The 16,443-nt window shown below is 41.0% G+C and carries 15 protein-coding genes and 1 other annotated feature; all 15 genes read left to right on the top strand.

Going from position 1 to position 16,443, the window contains the following annotated elements; translation table 11 throughout:
• The first annotated feature begins 4 nt into the window (after positions 1 to 4).
• The 15 genes from ftsL (at position 5) to ACF1X7_RS08575 (ending at position 16,326) form a co-directional block, all read left to right on the top strand.
• Positions 5 to 379, top strand: a complete 375-nt coding sequence (gene ftsL, locus ACF1X7_RS08645; RefSeq protein ID WP_223315966.1) for a cell division protein FtsL — start codon at positions 5 to 7, stop codon at positions 377 to 379.
• The gene (locus ACF1X7_RS08640; RefSeq protein ID WP_411162676.1) at positions 376 to 2,508 is read left to right on the top strand and encodes a penicillin-binding transpeptidase domain-containing protein; all 2,133 of its coding nucleotides are present in this window, start codon (positions 376 to 378) and stop codon (positions 2,506 to 2,508) included. Before ftsL ends, ACF1X7_RS08640 begins: the two co-directional genes overlap by 4 nt.
• A 27-nt stretch (positions 2,509 to 2,535) precedes the next feature.
• Entirely contained in the window at positions 2,536 to 3,498 is a 963-nt protein-coding gene (gene mraY / locus ACF1X7_RS08635; RefSeq protein WP_411162675.1) for a phospho-N-acetylmuramoyl-pentapeptide-transferase, read from the top strand.
• 15 nt (positions 3,499 to 3,513) lie between these two features.
• Positions 3,514 to 4,878: a UDP-N-acetylmuramoyl-L-alanine--D-glutamate ligase gene (gene murD, locus ACF1X7_RS08630; RefSeq protein WP_064777059.1), complete on the top strand. Its 1,365-nt coding sequence runs from the start codon at positions 3,514 to 3,516 to the stop codon at positions 4,876 to 4,878.
• A gap of 15 nt (positions 4,879 to 4,893) precedes the next feature.
• A complete protein-coding gene (gene murG / locus ACF1X7_RS08625; RefSeq protein ID WP_035186598.1) occupies positions 4,894 to 5,994 on the top strand; it encodes an undecaprenyldiphospho-muramoylpentapeptide beta-N-acetylglucosaminyltransferase in 1,101 nt (366 codons plus the stop codon).
• A gap of 21 nt (positions 5,995 to 6,015) precedes the next feature.
• Entirely contained in the window at positions 6,016 to 6,891 is an 876-nt protein-coding gene (locus ACF1X7_RS08620; protein WP_064777060.1) for a cell division protein FtsQ/DivIB, read from the top strand.
• Between the two features lie 113 nt (positions 6,892 to 7,004).
• Entirely contained in the window at positions 7,005 to 8,321 is a 1,317-nt protein-coding gene (gene ftsA, locus ACF1X7_RS08615) for a cell division protein FtsA (protein WP_039099389.1), read from the top strand.
• Between the two features lie 28 nt (positions 8,322 to 8,349).
• Positions 8,350 to 9,582 (top strand): cell division protein FtsZ, encoded by a 1,233-nt coding sequence (ftsZ, locus tag ACF1X7_RS08610; RefSeq protein WP_004270698.1) that lies wholly within the window; start codon positions 8,350 to 8,352, stop codon positions 9,580 to 9,582.
• A 12-nt stretch (positions 9,583 to 9,594) separates the two neighbouring features.
• Entirely contained in the window at positions 9,595 to 10,029 is a 435-nt protein-coding gene (locus tag ACF1X7_RS08605) for a cell division protein SepF (protein ID WP_004270705.1), read from the top strand.
• 30 nt (positions 10,030 to 10,059) lie between these two features.
• Entirely contained in the window at positions 10,060 to 10,311 is a 252-nt protein-coding gene (locus ACF1X7_RS08600) for a YggT family protein (RefSeq protein ID WP_035186602.1), read from the top strand.
• Between the two features lie 3 nt (positions 10,312 to 10,314).
• Positions 10,315 to 11,103, top strand: coding sequence for an RNA-binding protein (locus ACF1X7_RS08595; protein WP_004270696.1), 789 nt, complete (start codon positions 10,315 to 10,317; stop codon positions 11,101 to 11,103).
• 28 nt (positions 11,104 to 11,131) lie between these two features.
• Positions 11,132 to 11,929, top strand: a complete 798-nt coding sequence (locus ACF1X7_RS08590) for a DivIVA domain-containing protein (RefSeq protein WP_146955276.1) — start codon at positions 11,132 to 11,134, stop codon at positions 11,927 to 11,929.
• Positions 11,906 to 12,116: a binding site (T-box leader), on the top strand. It overlaps the preceding gene by 24 nt.
• A gap of 44 nt (positions 12,117 to 12,160) precedes the next feature.
• The gene (gene ileS / locus ACF1X7_RS08585; RefSeq protein WP_411162674.1) at positions 12,161 to 14,947 is read left to right on the top strand and encodes an isoleucine--tRNA ligase; all 2,787 of its coding nucleotides are present in this window, start codon (positions 12,161 to 12,163) and stop codon (positions 14,945 to 14,947) included.
• 167 nt (positions 14,948 to 15,114) lie between these two features.
• The gene (locus ACF1X7_RS08580) at positions 15,115 to 15,663 is read left to right on the top strand and encodes a TetR/AcrR family transcriptional regulator (RefSeq protein ID WP_146955278.1); all 549 of its coding nucleotides are present in this window, start codon (positions 15,115 to 15,117) and stop codon (positions 15,661 to 15,663) included.
• A 273-nt stretch (positions 15,664 to 15,936) separates the two neighbouring features.
• On the top strand, positions 15,937 to 16,326 hold the full coding sequence (locus tag ACF1X7_RS08575) for an HTH domain-containing protein (RefSeq protein ID WP_064777064.1): 390 nt from the start codon (positions 15,937 to 15,939) through the stop codon (positions 16,324 to 16,326).
• Positions 16,327 to 16,443: the final 117 nt, after the last annotated feature.

Below are 16,443 nucleotides of genomic sequence, written 5' to 3'. Positions count from 1 at the left end.
GATGATGATGGCAACTAACACGGCACGCCAATTAGAACCGCCAGTAGCACCGCTAAAAACGCAGCCTACTGCACATAAACAAGCAGTTGCAAGCCAGTCTAAAAAAGTGGCTTTTTCAGCTGTTGAAAAATTAGCGACGTCAGTTATTGGAATTATCTTTTTCGCGATGTTGGTTAGTTTGTTAACCACCAAAATTGCAGTTGTTAATGCACAACGAGGATTAGAAAGTACGACTCAAAAGATGGCCCAAGTCAGCGCTAACAATAATGATTTAAAACAGGAGATCGGTGAATTAACAAGCTCTGACCGTCTGAATGCTTTTGCCCAGAAACATGATCTTAAACTAAATGAAAATAATATTCGGAACGTGTCTAAATGAAATCAGTTAAGACACGTAAGAGTCCACGGCGGAATCGACGCGTTTTTGGCAGGCTTTTATTGCTAATTATCGCGGCGATTTTTCTAGTTTTCGCCGGTCGTTTTGCTTACATTGCTGCTACTGGGCATATTGCAGGGGTGGATTTAACGAAACGATCACAGAAAAAATACAAAGCTGATTCCGTGATTCGCGCACAACGCGGTACAATTTATGATTCTTTAGGGAACGTTTTGGCACAAGATATTAACGCCTATTCAGTGTATGCGGTATTAAGTCACGATTACGTTGGTCCTAATAAGAAGCCGTTATATGTAACTGATAAGAAAAAAACAGCGAAAGTTTTGAGTCGCTATCTACCATTGAGTGAAGAAAAAATCTATAAACAATTAACGCCAGCTAACCGTTCAGTTTATCAAGTTGAATTCGGAAGTGCCGGCCAAAACCTTTCACTGAGCATCAAACGGAAGATTGAAAAAGAACATTTAACCGGTATTTACTTCAATGAGTCCCCTACGCGGCTGTACCCTAATGGAACATTCGCATCTCACGTCATTGGTATCGCTCAATCACCAAAGGACAAAGACGGCGCTGATCAAAGCCTCGTTGGTGTAATGGGGATTGAAAAATACTTCAACAAACAATTAGCAGGCCAAGATGGTTACAAGAATTTTGCCCGTGATTCCTATGGATACACGATCAATCAAAAGAAAAACAAAGTAAAAGCCGCTAAAAACGGCCAAGATATTTACTTGACCTTAGATTCTCGGTTACAATCATACATGGAAACTTTATTAACGAGCGTCAATAAAAAATATAAGCCTAAGAGTATGAATGCCGTCTTGATGAATGCTAAAACGGGTGAAATTTTGGCGGCTTCACAACGACCAACCTTTAATGCCAGCACTAAAAAGGGAATTGGCAAGATTTGGCGAGATACATTAGTTGAAGATGGCTATGAACCAGGCTCTGTTTTGAAAATTGCAACCTTGGCAGCTGCCATCGACTCTGGTAATTACAATCCTAATCAGTATTATCAATCCGGTTCTATTGGAGTTGGCGATAAGAAAATTAGTGATTGGCAAACGAGTGGCTGGGGGATGATTCCGCTGAGTCAAGCCTTTGCACGATCAAGTAACGTTGGGATGGTCAAGCTTGAACAAGCCATGGGTCCTAAGGTTTGGAAAGACTACATTCAGAAGTTTGGCTTCTTAAAACCAACTGGTATTCAATTACCCGGCGAAACAGAGGGGACATTGCAATATGTTCGGCCACTAGATCAGGCCACAACTTCATTTGGTCAAGGGATTAACGTTAATGTAATGCAGATGCTTCAGATGACAAGTGCGATTGCGAACGATGGCACAATGATTAAACCGCAGATTTTATCTGGGATTAATCAGGATCATCAAGTAAAACCAATCAAAGCTGGTAAACCAATTAAGGCTAGCACGGCCAAATCTGTCTTACAAAATATGGAAGATGTTGTTTATCAAGATTATGGGACGGGTCAGGTTTACCAAATTCCAGATTATAAAGTAGCCGTTAAAACCGGGACCGCACAAATTACTGGTCCAGACGGTGGCTATTTAACCGGCGCAAGCAATTATATCTTCTCTGTATCAGGGATTGCACCAGCTGATGATCCTAAGTATATTTTATATGTCACAATGAAACAGCCGCAGAATATGACAGATAGTGCTGAAAGTATTTTGGCACAGGTCTTCAATCCAATGATGAAACGGGCACTGGAGTATACCAAAAAGGCTGAAAAAGACACACAACAACAAGTAACAGTTCCGTCTGTGATTGGTCAATCAACGGATGAAGCACAAAAGAAATTAACGGATTTAGGCCTACAAACCGCTTCTGTTGGTAGTGGGAACTTAGTCGTCCAGCAATTACCAAAGGCCAATAGTGTGATTTTACCTAAACAGCGAGTCATTTTAATGACCAATGGGGCAATGACGATGCCAGATGTCACGGGTTGGTCGAAAAATGACCTCTTGAAGCTCGCGCAATTAACAGGTGTTGAGATTGACATCAAAGGTAGCGGATATGCTTATCATCAAAGCCTAGCGGTCAATGGGTTGCTAGATGGGGTTAAAAAAATAAAAGTACAATTAAAATAAGATAGTTGGATTAAAGGAGTTTATGAAATGGCAGCAGGACAATTTTTAGTGCCCTTAATGAGTGGGTTTGTAATTACGGTGATTTTTATGCCGCTTTTTATCGGGTATTTACACTTTAAAAAAGAGGGGCAGACAATCCGTGAAGAAGGCCCCAAATGGCACGCTAAGAAAAATGGGACACCAACAATGGGCGGGCTCTTATTCATTATTGCCGCTGTTGTTTCAAGTATTTGGGTAGGATTATTCTTAAAACAGTTAACGAATAGTCTATTAATTGCCATGTTTATTCTGGTGTTATACGGTATTCTCGGTTTTTCAGATGATTTTATTAAAGTTTTCCGTAAACAGAACTTAGGCTTACGCGCTTGGCAAAAATTGTTAGGGCAAATTATTGGTGGGATTGTCTTCATCGCTGTTTATTTCCATGAAGGCTTCAGTACTGCACTTGAAATCCCAGTAATTGGCACTATTTCAAGTAACTGGTTCTTTTGTGTATTCGTCTTAGTGTGGTTAGTCGGTTTCTCAAACGCGGTGAACTTAACGGATGGCATTGATGGGTTAGTTGCTGGCTTGGCAACCATCTCATTTGCAACTTATACAATTATCGCCTTTCGTCAAAACCAAATTGATGTCGCCATTTTCGGCCTCAGCATTATTGGCGGATTGCTTGGCTTTTTAATCTACAATAAAAAACCAGCGCAAATTTTCATGGGTGATGTTGGTTCACTAGCACTTGGTGGCGCACTAGCAGCCATGTCAATTTTATTACATCGAGAGTTCTCACTGCTATTGGTCGGGTTAGTATACGTCATTGAAACAGCAAGTGTGATGTTACAAGTCGGTTCATTTAAGTTATTCCATAAGCGGATTTTTAAAATGAGTCCCATTCATCATCACTTTGAAATGTCAGGGTGGAGTGAATGGCGGATTGATATCAGCTTTTGGTTATTTAGTATCATCTGTTCAGCAATTTATCTGTTAATTTTTTAGAAGAGGGCGAATTTAATGAAGGCCAGCACGACGTATCAAGATCAGGCAGTTTTAGTTTTGGGATTAGGGAAGAGCGGCTTTAATGCTGCTAAATTGTTATTAAAATTAGGGGCGATTGTGACCGTCAATGACGGAAAGGAACAAGAAGACAATCCTCAAGTTGCACAATTGCGTGAATTAGGGGCAACCGTCATTACTGGATCGCATCCATTGGCGTTATTTGAGCGCAACTTTGCATACCTCTTCAAAAATCCGGGCATTCGTTACGATAACCCAATGGTGGCAGAAGCGATTGCGCGTAAGATTCCAGTTTTAACGGAACCAGAACTTGCGTACGAAGTGTCTGAAGCCCAATGGGTCAGTGTGACTGGTTCAAACGGGAAGACGACTACCACAACGTTAATTACGTTGATGTTAGATGAAAATCGCACCCAGGGGCACGCATACGCTGCGGGCAATATCGGCATTCCACTAAGTGCGGTCGCCCAAAAAGTGACGGCTGCCGATGTGATGGTCACAGAATTATCAAGTTTCCAACTACTCGGTACAACAACCGTTAAACCTAAGATTGCAGTTTTAACGAATATTTATGAAGCACATTTGGACTATCATGGCTCGCGTGCGAATTACGTGGCTGCGAAAATGCGACTTATTCAAAACCAAACGGCTGACGACTTTTTTGTTGTCAACTGGGACTTACCTGAACTACGTGAATTGAGTCGCCAAACTAAGGCGCAAGTTGTGCCATTTTCACGGCTAGGCAACTCTGAAGCTGGCGCCTATGTCAAAGATGGCCAACTTTGTTTTAAGGGTGAAGTGATAATGCCAGTGACTGATATTAACGTCCCTGGTGACCATAATATTGAAAATGCTTTGGCCGCAATTGCGGCGGCTAAGTTGATGGACCAATCAAACGATGCGATCATTGATGTTTTAACGACCTTTACCGGCGTTAAACACCGGATGCAGTTTGTGACGAGCTATGAAGGTCGCCGCTTCTATAACGACTCTAAAGCAACCAATATGGAAGCTACCGAAGTCGCGTTGAAGAGTTTTAAACAACCAATTGTTTTATTAGCGGGTGGTCTTGACCGGGGCTTTACTTTCGAACCATTATTACCACTACTAAAAGAACACGTAAAAGCAATCATCTTATATGGTGAAACCAAACAATTGTTGGCACAGACAGCACGTGAAGCAGGTATTCCCGTCATCAAAATAGTTGATAATTTAACAAAAGCAGTGCCTGAAGCTTATGCTGCTAGTGAAGCCGGCGACGTGGTTTTATTGTCGCCTGCATGTGCGAGCTGGGATCAGTTCAAGACGTTTGAAGAACGTGGAGACGTCTTTATTAAGGCAGTCGAACAAATTACAGATTGAATTGGAGATTCTAAAATGAGAGTAATGATATCTGGTGGCGGAACTGGTGGCCACATCTATCCAGCGTTAGCCCTAATTGAAAGAATGCAACAACGCGACTTGTTGGATGCCGTTTTATATGTTGGGACTAAACGCGGTTTGGAAAGTAAAATTGTGCCAGATCAAGGCATCGATTTTAAGACGTTAGAAATCCAAGGATTTAAACGTTCGATGAATATGAAGGGCATTAAAACGAATATTAAAACAATTCAACTTTTCTTGCGCAGTGTTAAAGAGGCAAAAGAAATGATTAAAACATTCAAACCTGATATTGTGATTGGAACGGGTGGCTATGTTTCTGGGGCATTGCTATATGCAGCAAGTCGCTTAAAAGTGCCAACGTTGATTCATGAACAAAACTCAGCAGCCGGGGTTACCAACCGCTTTTTGGCGCGCTTTGTCGATAAAGTTGCCATTTCCTTTGAATCAGTCAGCGACCAATTCCCAATGCACAAAATTGTATTAACAGGCAATCCGCGGGCCCAACAAGTTGCTGGAATGTTACCAAACGAACGTTTAAGTGAATTCGGGCTTAAGACTGACAGTCCGACAGTACTTGTGTTTGGTGGGAGCCGTGGTGCACCAAGTATTAACCAAGCTTTTATCGATGCAGTACCAGCACTTAATACAAGAGAGTATCAGGTGCTATTCGTTTCTGGACGGGTTCATTTTGATGATGTTCAAGCACAATTAAAGACGATGACGCTCAACGATAATTTGGCTGTTGTACCATATATCAACGACATGCCTGAAATTTTACCAGATTTAAAGGCCATTGTTGGTCGTGCTGGTGCGACGAGTTTGGCGGAAATCACAGCACTTGGGATTCCGTCAATTTTGATTCCAAGCCCCTATGTAACAAATGATCATCAAACAAAAAATGCCGAGAGTTTGGTTAAAGAAGACGCAGCGATTTTAATTCCAGAAGCACAATTAACGGGTGACAAATTAGTTCAGTCATTAGATACGCTTTTGGCAACCCCTGATAGTCAACAAGCCATGGCTAAAGCAGCTAAGAAAATGGGGATTCCAGACGCTTCAGATCGCATTATTGAAGTGATTAATACTATCATCTAAGTTAAGAAGGGGGCGGATGACTTGAAGAAAAAAACAACTAAAAATGGGTCGCTCGATCCGCTCCAATTACTAAACGTTTGGCGCGCTTATCAACTAAAGCGTTGGAAGAAACAACGTCGGCAACGGTTAACGCCCGGGCGACCAACAATTAGTGGTCAACTACCACATCTAAAAGCGCAACGAACGGCAAAGACAAAGTGGCGGTTGACAGCGTTATTGAGCACCTTCACATTGGGTGCTTGTGTGGCAATCTATTTTATGTTGCCGATTAGCGACGTTCAACAAATGACGGTCAACGGGACTAAATCAGTGCCTGATCAACAGGTGATTAATGCGAGTGGCGTACGGATTGGCGATAACGTCCTGACACAAATCTGGCAGGAAAAAGCGATTGAGAAGCGGATTCACCAGAAACTACCTAAGGTGAAAAGCGTAAATGTCAAAGTTGATCAGTTTAATCAACTGACATTGGCGATTAAGGAATATCCTACGGTGGGCTATCTAGTGCGGCATAAACAATATTATCCAATCTTAGAAAATGGCACGATTTTAAAGACGAAAATGGCGCAGTCTCTCGGCAATAGCCCTGTCTATAGTCAATTTAAAAATGACGCCTTCTTAAAGCAAGGGTTAAAACTATATCAAGCTTTTCCAAACAGCATTCAAAGTGCTGTGTCGGAAATTCGTTTAACAGCTAAGAACAATAATCCTTATCAAGTTCACTTATATATGAATGATGGTAATGAGGTTGTTGGGGATTTGCGGACACTTGCCAAGAAAATTAAATATTATCCCACACTGGCGAAACAAATGGACGGTAAGGGACGAATTGACTTAGAAGTTGGCGCTTACGCCAAATTATTTGATAATTCTGAGGCTGATTCAACAAAAAATTAGTTAACACTGTTTAAAAAGATTGGATTGGCTTTCTAAATCTAGTCGAAATGTGGTACTATTTAGCATAGGAATCATTTTATTCTAATTGAATGCAAGGAGGTTCCACACACTTAATGGAGAATTCAAAAATATATGTCGGTCTTGATGTCGGAACTACTTCAATTAAGGTAATTGTTGCAGAATCAATTAATAAACAACTTAATGTGATTGGCGTCGGATCAGCTAGATCAAACGGATTAAGTCGCGGGACGATTGTGGACATTGATCAAGCGGTTACCGCTATCCAACAAGCCGTACAACAAGCAGAACAAAAAGCAAATATTGAAATTAATCGGGTTGTTGCTGGAATTCCAGCCAACCAACTACAAATCGAAGAATGCCAAGGGATGATTGCGGTCTCTGATCAATCTAAGGAAATTACTGGTCAAGATGTGCAAGACGTTGCTAGTGCCGCATTGGTTCGGAATTTACCACCTGAACGTGAAATCCTCAATATCTTACCGCAATCGTTTACGGTTGATGGATTTGATGGGATTAAAGATCCACGCGGAATGATGGGGGTTCGGCTTGAGATGAACGGAATTTTGTTCACCGCACCCAAGACAATGATTCATAATTTAAAGAAATGTATTGAAAAAGCGGGTTTAACACTATCACAACTCGTAGTGAACCCATTAGCACTTGGTAAGCTAGCCTTATCAGACGGGGAACAAGATTTTGGGGCAATCGTTGTCGACCTTGGCGGTGGTCAAAGTACAGCTGCTGTGATTCATGATCATCAATTAAAATTTACGGCGATTGATCAAGAAGGTGGCGACCATATGACCAAGGATATTTCCGTGGTCTTGAACACGTCAATTGAAAATGCTGAAAAAGCTAAACGAGATTATGGTAATGCTGATTCATTGGCTGCTTCAGAAGAAGAACAAATTCCAATTGAAGTTGTTGGTCAAGCCTTACCAGTGCAAGTGACAGAGAAAAAATTAGCTGAGATTATTGAAGCACGGACGATGCAGATTTTTGATCGTTTGAAAGCTGAATTGGATAAAGTACACGCTTTTGATATGCCTGGTGGGGTGATTATGACCGGTGGCGTGACAGCTTTACCTGGGATTGTCGACTTGGCTAAGGAAATCTTTAATTGCCCAGTGAAGTTATACATTCCAGATCAAATGGGCTTGCGGCACCCATCATTTGCCCAAGGGTTGAGTTTAATTAACTACATAGCTAACTTGTCGGAAGTTGATTGGTTGGTCCAAGGCGCACTTGGGAATGTAGCACAGACTGAATTAGACCAAACAGTGACGAAATCAACAATGAAACCTCAAGCAACAACCAAAGAAGTACCAAGTAAGAAAACCAAACCTAAAAATCAATCAAAAAATGCATTCGAAGGCCTGAAAAATTTCTTTAGTAACTTTTTTGAATAAGGGCTAGTCGTAACAGGAGGAAAAACAGATGGAATATTCATTAGATGCAGCACAAGAAAATAGCGGCGCAATCATCAAAGTAATCGGCGTCGGTGGTGCTGGTGGTAACGCTGTCAACAGAATGATCAACGAAGGCGTTAAAGGCGTTCATTTTATTGCGGCTAACACTGACGTTCAAGCACTTGAAGATTCAAAAGCTGAAACAAAGATCCAATTAGGACCTAAGTTGACTCGCGGCCTCGGTGCCGGCGCAACTGCTGAAATCGGCCAAAAAGCTGCTGAAGAGAGTGAAGAAGTCCTCAACGAAGCCTTAAAAGGCGCTGACATGATCTTTGTCACAGCCGGCATGGGTGGCGGTACCGGAACTGGCGCTGCCCCTGTTGTTGCCAAAATTGCTAAAGATCTTGGCGCACTAACGGTGGGGGTTGTTACTCGTCCATTTACATTTGAAGGCCCTAAACGTGGTAAAAACGCCGCTTCAGGGATTGCTGAATTAAAGCAACATGTTGATACAATGGTCATCATTGCTAATAACCGGTTACTCGAAATTGTTGACAAGAAGACACCAATGATGGAAGCCTTCAAAGAAGCCGATAATGTTTTACGTCAAGGGGTTCAAGGGATTTCTGACTTAATTACATCACCAGGGTTTGTCAACTTGGATTTTGCTGATGTTAAAACAGTTATGGCTAACCAAGGCTCTGCCTTGATGGGGATTGGTTCAGCAACGGGTGAAAACCGGACAGCTGAAGCAACGAAGAAGGCTATTTCATCACCATTATTGGAAGTTTCAATCGATGGTGCAGAACAAGTCCTCTTAAACATCACGGGTGGACCAGACTTGTCATTATTTGAAGCGCAAGATGCTGCTGGTATCGTGCAACAAGCTGCAACTAACGATGTTAACTTGATTTTCGGGACTTCAATCAACGAAAATCTTGGTGATGAAGTTGTTGTAACGGTTATTGCAACTGGGATTGATGAAGATAACAACAAACGTCGTCCAGCAACAAACAATTCAGCACCAAAGACAACAGCGCCTTCAACACCATCAGAACAAAATAATGATCCATTTGTAGATTGGGATATGCGTCGCGAACCAAGTGCCCGCGAGCAAGCGCAAGCAACTGAAAAATTTGATGAAATTGAAAAGAAAGATTTCGATATCTTCAAACGGACAGCCCAAGCGGATGATAATAAGCAAGATAACCAAAATGGGGACGATGTGCCGCCATTTTTCAAGCGCCGTCGCAATAACTAAGGAGGATGACTCATGGCTGGTAAGTTTAGTCTTAGCAATTTTTTCGGCATGTCAGATGAAGATGAATATGCTAATACGCAAGAAACTGCGGCTGTCACTAATGAAGGTGAACCAAGTGTTCGCCCGAATAACGTCGTCTCGATGCAAGCTGCGGGAGCTACTAAAATGAATAAAATTGTCTTATGTGAACCACGGATTTATTCCGACGCAAAAAAAGTCGGCAAAAGTTTACTTGAAAATAAAGCAGTGATTGTTAACTTCACACGAATTGAAGCGACACAAGCCACTCGAATTGTTGATTTCCTAACAGGGGCAGTTTTTGCCATCAACGGTGAAATTCAACGGGTTGGTGATCAGATTTTCTTATGTACGCCACCAAACTATGAAATCGATGGTAATCTTTCAGATATTGTCGATCAAAATGATTTTGATATTGAGGTGAACTAGGTGCAACTATTTTTATTTTATGTGCTCTTGATGCTCATGTATGTGGTACGGATTTATAGTGGCATCGTCGTAATCTATTGTTTATTAACGTGGATTCCAGAGGCGATGGGCAGTAAATTAGGGCGCTTTGTTGCTAAGTTAGTTGAACCTTTCTTAGAAATCTTTGACCGCTTCATTCCTGCAATCGGTGGTATTGGGATTTCAGCCATTGCTGCGTTTTTCGTTTTATATTTAGTAGAACGTGGGATCGGCTTACTCGCACAATTATTAGTGGGGATGTAATCAATGGTCAATCAAGCAGATGTCTATCAACATTTTAGAAAAAGCGAGGCGCCATTTGTTGCGCAGGTTTTGGATTGGATTGAGCAAGCACAAGTTGAATATCGACCAATCTTAACGGCGTTTTTAGATCCGCGTCAAGCGTTTATTTTACAAACCTTGGTCGGTGAAAAAGGGGACGTCCGTTATCACTTTAATGGCGGATATAACGCTGCTGAACGGAAACGGGCAATGATTGCTCCAGATTACTTTGAACCAACGGATGCGGATTTTGAGATTCAATTATTTGAGATTCGGTACCCGATTAAATTTGCAAACCTATCACATGGGAAGGTGCTTGGCACGCTTGTGAATGCTGGCATTGACCGTGATGTTTTTGGGGATATTATGACCGATGAAGAACGCTGGCAATTCTTTGTGACGAAGAAGATGGCAGGCTATGTCGAAGAGCAAATCACTAAGATTGGTCGCGTATCAGTTCATTTGCAAGAACAAGACTATACACAGTTGTTGACGCCTAAGGACGCTTGGCAATTCGAACAAACGACTGTCAGCTCGTTTCGCTTGGATACGATCATTTCAACTGTTTACAATCTGTCGCGACAACGCGCTAAAGAATTAATTCAAGCCAACAAAGTTAAACTGAATTGGCAAGCATTTGATAAACCAGACTTTGAATTAGCACTATTAGATATCGTCTCTGTTCGTGGTTTTGGCCGGATTCAACTCCAATCGATTGATGGTCAGACTCGTAAAGAAAAATATCGAGTGACACTGGGGATTTTAAGAAAATAATTGCTGAAAAAGATGGAGGAATTTCAAAATGGTTTTAACACCTTTAGATATTCATAACAAAGAATTTAACACAAAAATGCGGGGTTACAATCCGGATCAAGTCAATGATTTCTTAGATCAAGTGATTAAAGACTACGAATCAGTTTTAACAGAAAATGAAAGTTTAAAAGCGGAATTAAAATCAAGCGATGAAAAAGTAACGTATTTTAATGAATTGAAAGATGCGTTGAACCAATCAATCATTGTTGCACAAGAAGCGGCTGACCGTGTTAAAGATAACGCTAAAAAAGAAGCTGAAATGATTCAAACTGAATCAGAAAAGAATGCAAAATCAATGTTGGATGATGCAACTGAAAAATCAAACCACATCATTGACGATGCAACTGAACGTGCAAAACAAATTGCAATCGAAACCGATGACTTGAAGAAACAAACACGGATTTTCCGTCAAAGATTACAAGTTATGCTTGAATCACAATTAGAAGTGGTTAAGAGTCCTGAATGGACAGATTTATTAGCTAAAGATGATTTAGCGGACCATCAAGCTCTTTCAGCTGAAATTGATATGACAGACCTTGACAACCATGGGTCAAATCAAGTAAACTCGGATGCAGAAGTTAAACCTTGGGGTCAAATTGCTGAAGATGATGTGACAACAACGCAAACCATTATTTTCCCTGGTGAAGAAACACCAGTCGAAGAAGATGACAATGATGAAGTGCTCTCCGATGTAGTCGAAGACACCGATTCAGATGAAGTGGTTGAAGCTGTTACGGATTCTTACAACCCAATTGAAAACCAAGTAACAGATTTAAATAAGGACTAGCAAGCAAAACATCATTTAAGCGAGCCAACGACGGTGGAAGGTTGGTAATGCTCTGTTTAGCGGTGTATCACCTTATTTCATTCCAGATGAATTGAGTAATTTGGGACGCTTAATGCGCGTTATTGCATGTTGAGGAAGGTCATTGACCTTCAAATTTAGGTGGTACCACGAAGATTTCGTCCTATTCAGGGCGGGATCTTTTTTTGTTTTTAAAAATAAAGGAGTGATTTGATGCGTATCAAAGAAACATTAAACCTGGGCAAGACAGCTTTCCCAATGCGAGCAGGTTTACCGAATCGTGAAATCGATTGGCAAAAAGGTTGGGCCGATAACAACCTCTATCAACAACGGCAAAAATTAAATGAAGGTAAACCTTCATTCATTCTTCATGATGGCCCGCCATTTGCGAACGGCAACATCCACATGGGTCACGCCTTAAATAAAACAAGTAAAGATATTATCGTTCGTTACAAATCAATGAACGGGTTCCGCGCACCTTTTGTTCCTGGATGGGATACACATGGTTTGCCAATCGAACAAGCCTTGGCTAAAAAGGGTATCAAGCGGAAAGAAATGAGCCTCGTTGATTATCGTAAACTTTGTTACGACTATGCCATGGAACAAGTCAACAAGCAACGCGAAGATTTCAAGCGTCTTGGGATTTCTGCTGATTGGGATAACCCATACATCACTTTAACAGCTGATTTTGAAGCTGAAGAAATTCGGGTCTTCGGTGAAATGGCTAAAAAAGGTTATATCTATAAAGGTAAGAAGCCCGTTTACTGGTCACCTTCATCAGAATCAACTTTAGCGGAAGCTGAAATTGAATACAAAGACATCAAGTCACCATCAATGTACGTGGCGTTTAACGTGGTGGATGGGAAAGACTTATTAGATGCGGATACAAAATTCATCATCTGGACAACAACCCCATGGACAATTCCTGCTAACTTAGGGATTGCGGTTAACCCAGCTTTCGATTATGTTCAAGTGTTAGCTGACGGCCAAAAATACGTTGTGGCAGCAGAACGTTTGAACAAGATGACTGATCTTCTTGGTTGGGAATCAGTTGAAATCTTGAAGACTTTCAAAGGTGCTGACATGGAATTAATGACAGCCCGCCACCCATTATATGACCGTGAATCATTGGTGATCTTAGGTAACCACGTGACATTAGAAACTGGGACTGGTTTAGTGCATACGGCACCAGGTCACGGTGAAGATGATTATAACGCTGGCACTAAATATAAGTTACCAGTCCTTTCAGTCGTTGACAGCAAAGGGATTATGACTGAAGATGCCCCTGGTTTTGAAGGCGTTTATTACGATAAAGCCAATCCAATGGTGACAGAAGCGCTTGAAAAGAACGGTTCATTATTGAAACTCGACTTCTTCACGCATAGTTACCCACATGACTGGCGGACAAAGAAACCCGTTATCTTCCGGGCAACAGCCCAATGGTTTGCTTCAATCGATGCGTTCCGCGATCAAATCTTAGCACAAATCGAAAAAGTTGAATTCATGCCAGAATGGGGAAAGACCCGTCTTTACAACATGATTCGTGATCGTGGCGATTGGGTTATCTCTCGTCAACGGGCATGGGGTGTGCCATTACCAATCTTCTATGCTGAAGACGGCACAGAAATCGTCATGCCAGAAACAATCGAACGTGTGGCGCAACTCTTTGCAGAGCATGGTTCAAACGTTTGGTTTGAATGGGATGCTAAAGACTTATTACCAGCAGGCTTTACACATCCTGGGAGTCCAAATGGTGAATTTACAAAAGAAAAAGATATCATGGATGTCTGGTTTGATTCAGGTTCATCACATCAAGCTGTGTTAGCGGCTCGCGATGACTTAACTTATCCAGCGGACTTAATCTTAGAAGGTTCAGATCAATATCGTGGCTGGTTTAACTCAAGTTTAATTACCAGTGTTGCAGTTGGCGAAGTCAGCCCTTATAAAGCTGTTATTTCACAAGGCTTTGTCTTAGATGGTAACGGTCGTAAGATGAGTAAATCACTTGGGAACACAATCTTGCCTGAAAAGATCATCAAACAAATGGGGGCGGATATTGTGCGCCTCTGGGTCGCTTCAGTTGATGCTAGCTCAGACGTGAAAGTCACAATGGAAAACTTCCAACAAGTCAGTGAAGCTTACCGGAAGATCCGGAACACAATGCGGTTCATGATTGCGAACACAACTGATTTCGATCCTGCTAAAGATACAGTTGATTACGCAGAATTAGGTTCAGTTGATAAGTTCATGTTGGTGCGCTTAAACGCAATCATCGCCAGCTGTAAAGCGGCGTATGATGCTTACGACTTTGCCACAGTTTATAAGACAATTAACATGTTCTTGACGAACGAATTATCAGCCTTCTACTTAGACTTCGCCAAAGACGTTGTTTATATCGATGGTCAAAATGATGCACCTCGTCGTAACATACAAACTGTTTTCTATGCAGTAGCAGTAGCCTTGACGAAGTTATTGACACCAATCTTGCCACACACAGCTGAAGAAATCTGGAGCTACTTACACGAACCAGAAGAATTCGTTCAATTAGCTGAAATGCCAGAAGTTGAACATTTTGCCGGTGAAGAAGACTTAGTTGAAACTTGGAATGCCTTCATGGGGATCCGTGACGATGTCTTAAAAGCTCTTGAAACAGCCCGGATGGACAAGGTCATCGGTAAGTCATTAGAAGCGGCCGTAACACTTTATCCAAACGAAGCCAATGCTGCTTTATTAGCTTCATTGGATGCTGATGTTAAACAATTATTGATTGTCTCACAATTAACAATTGCGGATCAATCAGCCGATGTTCCAACAGAAGCGACTCAATTTGATGGCATTTCGGTTAGTGTTGCGCATGCTGAGGGGGATGTTTGTGATCGTTGTCGGATGATTAAGACTGATATCGGTTCAGATGATAAGTTCCCAATGCTTTGTGCGCGTTGTGCTGCAACTGTCACAGTCAACTACCCAGAAGCAGTTGCGGAAGGTTTAGAAAAATAATTAATGTGTTAAGGCGGTGCGAATATCAAATTCGCACCGCTTTTTTTGTGCAATCGATAATAATTAGATAACGTTTTCATTGCTATAAAATTAATCTTTGCTAATAATTTCACTATTAATGATTATTTGTTGTTAGAATGAAAATAGTAATCGGAACGGGTGGGTAAATGACACGACGACAAGCGACTAAGCGCTATATGGCAATGATTTTAATCGAATTATTAATGGATCAAAAAGCGACGAAATTGACGGTCGCGACTTTTTTGAAGACGGCTAATTTGTCACGAACGACCTTTTATAATCATTTTCCAACGGGCATGTGCGGCTTATTTTGGTGGACACTTGAACAACAAATTATTCAAAAAGTTGATGAGAGTATAGTGAGTGGCGATTGGGAATCTGGCTGTCATGAAGCCATTCAATTTATTACACGGTATCGCATGTTTTGCTTGAATTTATATCATCTAGCGGATTATCCGGAACGCCGCCGCTTTTTTGAACAGGTTATGAAACAGATTATTCATAAGGCATTGCGCCATTACAAAGCACAATACACGCCACAACAGTTAAATCACTTGGAAGACTTTTACGGCGGTGCAATCATTCGCCAACTAGATTGTTGGTTTGAAAATAATCTGCAGACCGAACCGGAGGTGATTGATGAGCGGTTATGTTTTAATTTGAAGCAGCTTGAGCAAATCGTTAAAAGTAACTAAACAATTTAGTGATATTGTTCACTTTCCGAACAATTCGCTGAACTTGTAACTGGAATGCTGCCCAGGTTTTGCTACACTAAGGATGTACCAAAAAATAATATTAATAGCAACTCCACACAACGAAAAGCCCTACCGGAATACGGTAGGGCTTTTTGTATACATTACACAAGATGTACTAGAATAAAGAAAAACAAGAAGAATGACCGTAGCAACGGACAAAGGTTTATCTTTTTTTAATAAAAATAGCGCTATCATAAACATAAGGAGGAAAATATGACTGGTTATATGAATCAGATATTGAATGCTTTGTTAAAGAATGGAGATTACATGACAGCAAATGAATTGGCCGATGTAGTTGCCGTATCTCAAAAAACGATTTACAGGTCGGTTAAATCGATAAATGAGACTTATAAAATGACTTTAGTAGAATCGGAGCATGGAAGAGGCTATTTGTTAAATTACCAGAATTATTTACAAATAATGAAGCAAACTCACGAAAAAGATTATGTCGCATTCTCGCCAGTTGAGAGACGAAATGTAATTATATTAAGTTGTCTATTCAATGCACCATTCACGAAAAGTATAGAAAATTTATACCATAAGTTTTATGTGAGTGAAACATTGATTCGACAAGAGGCTCCTATGTCAAGAATCCGGACATAAAAGTACGAACAAATTTGACTTTCAATTTAAATTACTTAATTTAATTTTCGGAGGCCGAAGTTTTAGTCCCGTTCAGATTTTAAAAACGCTTTAGAGTATATTAAATAAGCCCCAACA

The sequence above is a fragment of the Latilactobacillus sp. VITA-14 genome (genome assembly GCF_046580785.1).
In the GTDB taxonomy this organism is placed as follows: domain Bacteria; phylum Bacillota; class Bacilli; order Lactobacillales; family Lactobacillaceae; genus Latilactobacillus; species Latilactobacillus curvatus.
Note: the sequence above shows the minus strand (reverse complement) of the source record. Positions and strands in the feature narration are given on the sequence as shown.

Coding starts and splice junctions, on each gene's coding strand:
- ftsL (WP_223315966.1), top strand. CDS start 5: ATGATGGCAACTAACACGGCACGCCAATTAGAACCGCCAGTAGCACCG.
- ACF1X7_RS08640 (WP_411162676.1), top strand. CDS start 376: ATGAAATCAGTTAAGACACGTAAGAGTCCACGGCGGAATCGACGCGTT.
- mraY (WP_411162675.1), top strand. CDS start 2,536: ATGGCAGCAGGACAATTTTTAGTGCCCTTAATGAGTGGGTTTGTAATT.
- murD (WP_064777059.1), top strand. CDS start 3,514: ATGAAGGCCAGCACGACGTATCAAGATCAGGCAGTTTTAGTTTTGGGA.
- murG (WP_035186598.1), top strand. CDS start 4,894: ATGAGAGTAATGATATCTGGTGGCGGAACTGGTGGCCACATCTATCCA.
- ftsA (WP_039099389.1), top strand. CDS start 7,005: ATGGAGAATTCAAAAATATATGTCGGTCTTGATGTCGGAACTACTTCA.
- ftsZ (WP_004270698.1), top strand. CDS start 8,350: ATGGAATATTCATTAGATGCAGCACAAGAAAATAGCGGCGCAATCATC.
- ACF1X7_RS08605 (WP_004270705.1), top strand. CDS start 9,595: ATGGCTGGTAAGTTTAGTCTTAGCAATTTTTTCGGCATGTCAGATGAA.
- ACF1X7_RS08600 (WP_035186602.1), top strand. CDS start 10,060: ATGCTCATGTATGTGGTACGGATTTATAGTGGCATCGTCGTAATCTAT.
- ACF1X7_RS08595 (WP_004270696.1), top strand. CDS start 10,315: ATGGTCAATCAAGCAGATGTCTATCAACATTTTAGAAAAAGCGAGGCG.
- ACF1X7_RS08590 (WP_146955276.1), top strand. CDS start 11,132: ATGGTTTTAACACCTTTAGATATTCATAACAAAGAATTTAACACAAAA.
- ileS (WP_411162674.1), top strand. CDS start 12,161: ATGCGTATCAAAGAAACATTAAACCTGGGCAAGACAGCTTTCCCAATG.
- ACF1X7_RS08580 (WP_146955278.1), top strand. CDS start 15,115: ATGACACGACGACAAGCGACTAAGCGCTATATGGCAATGATTTTAATC.
- ACF1X7_RS08575 (WP_064777064.1), top strand. CDS start 15,937: ATGACTGGTTATATGAATCAGATATTGAATGCTTTGTTAAAGAATGGA.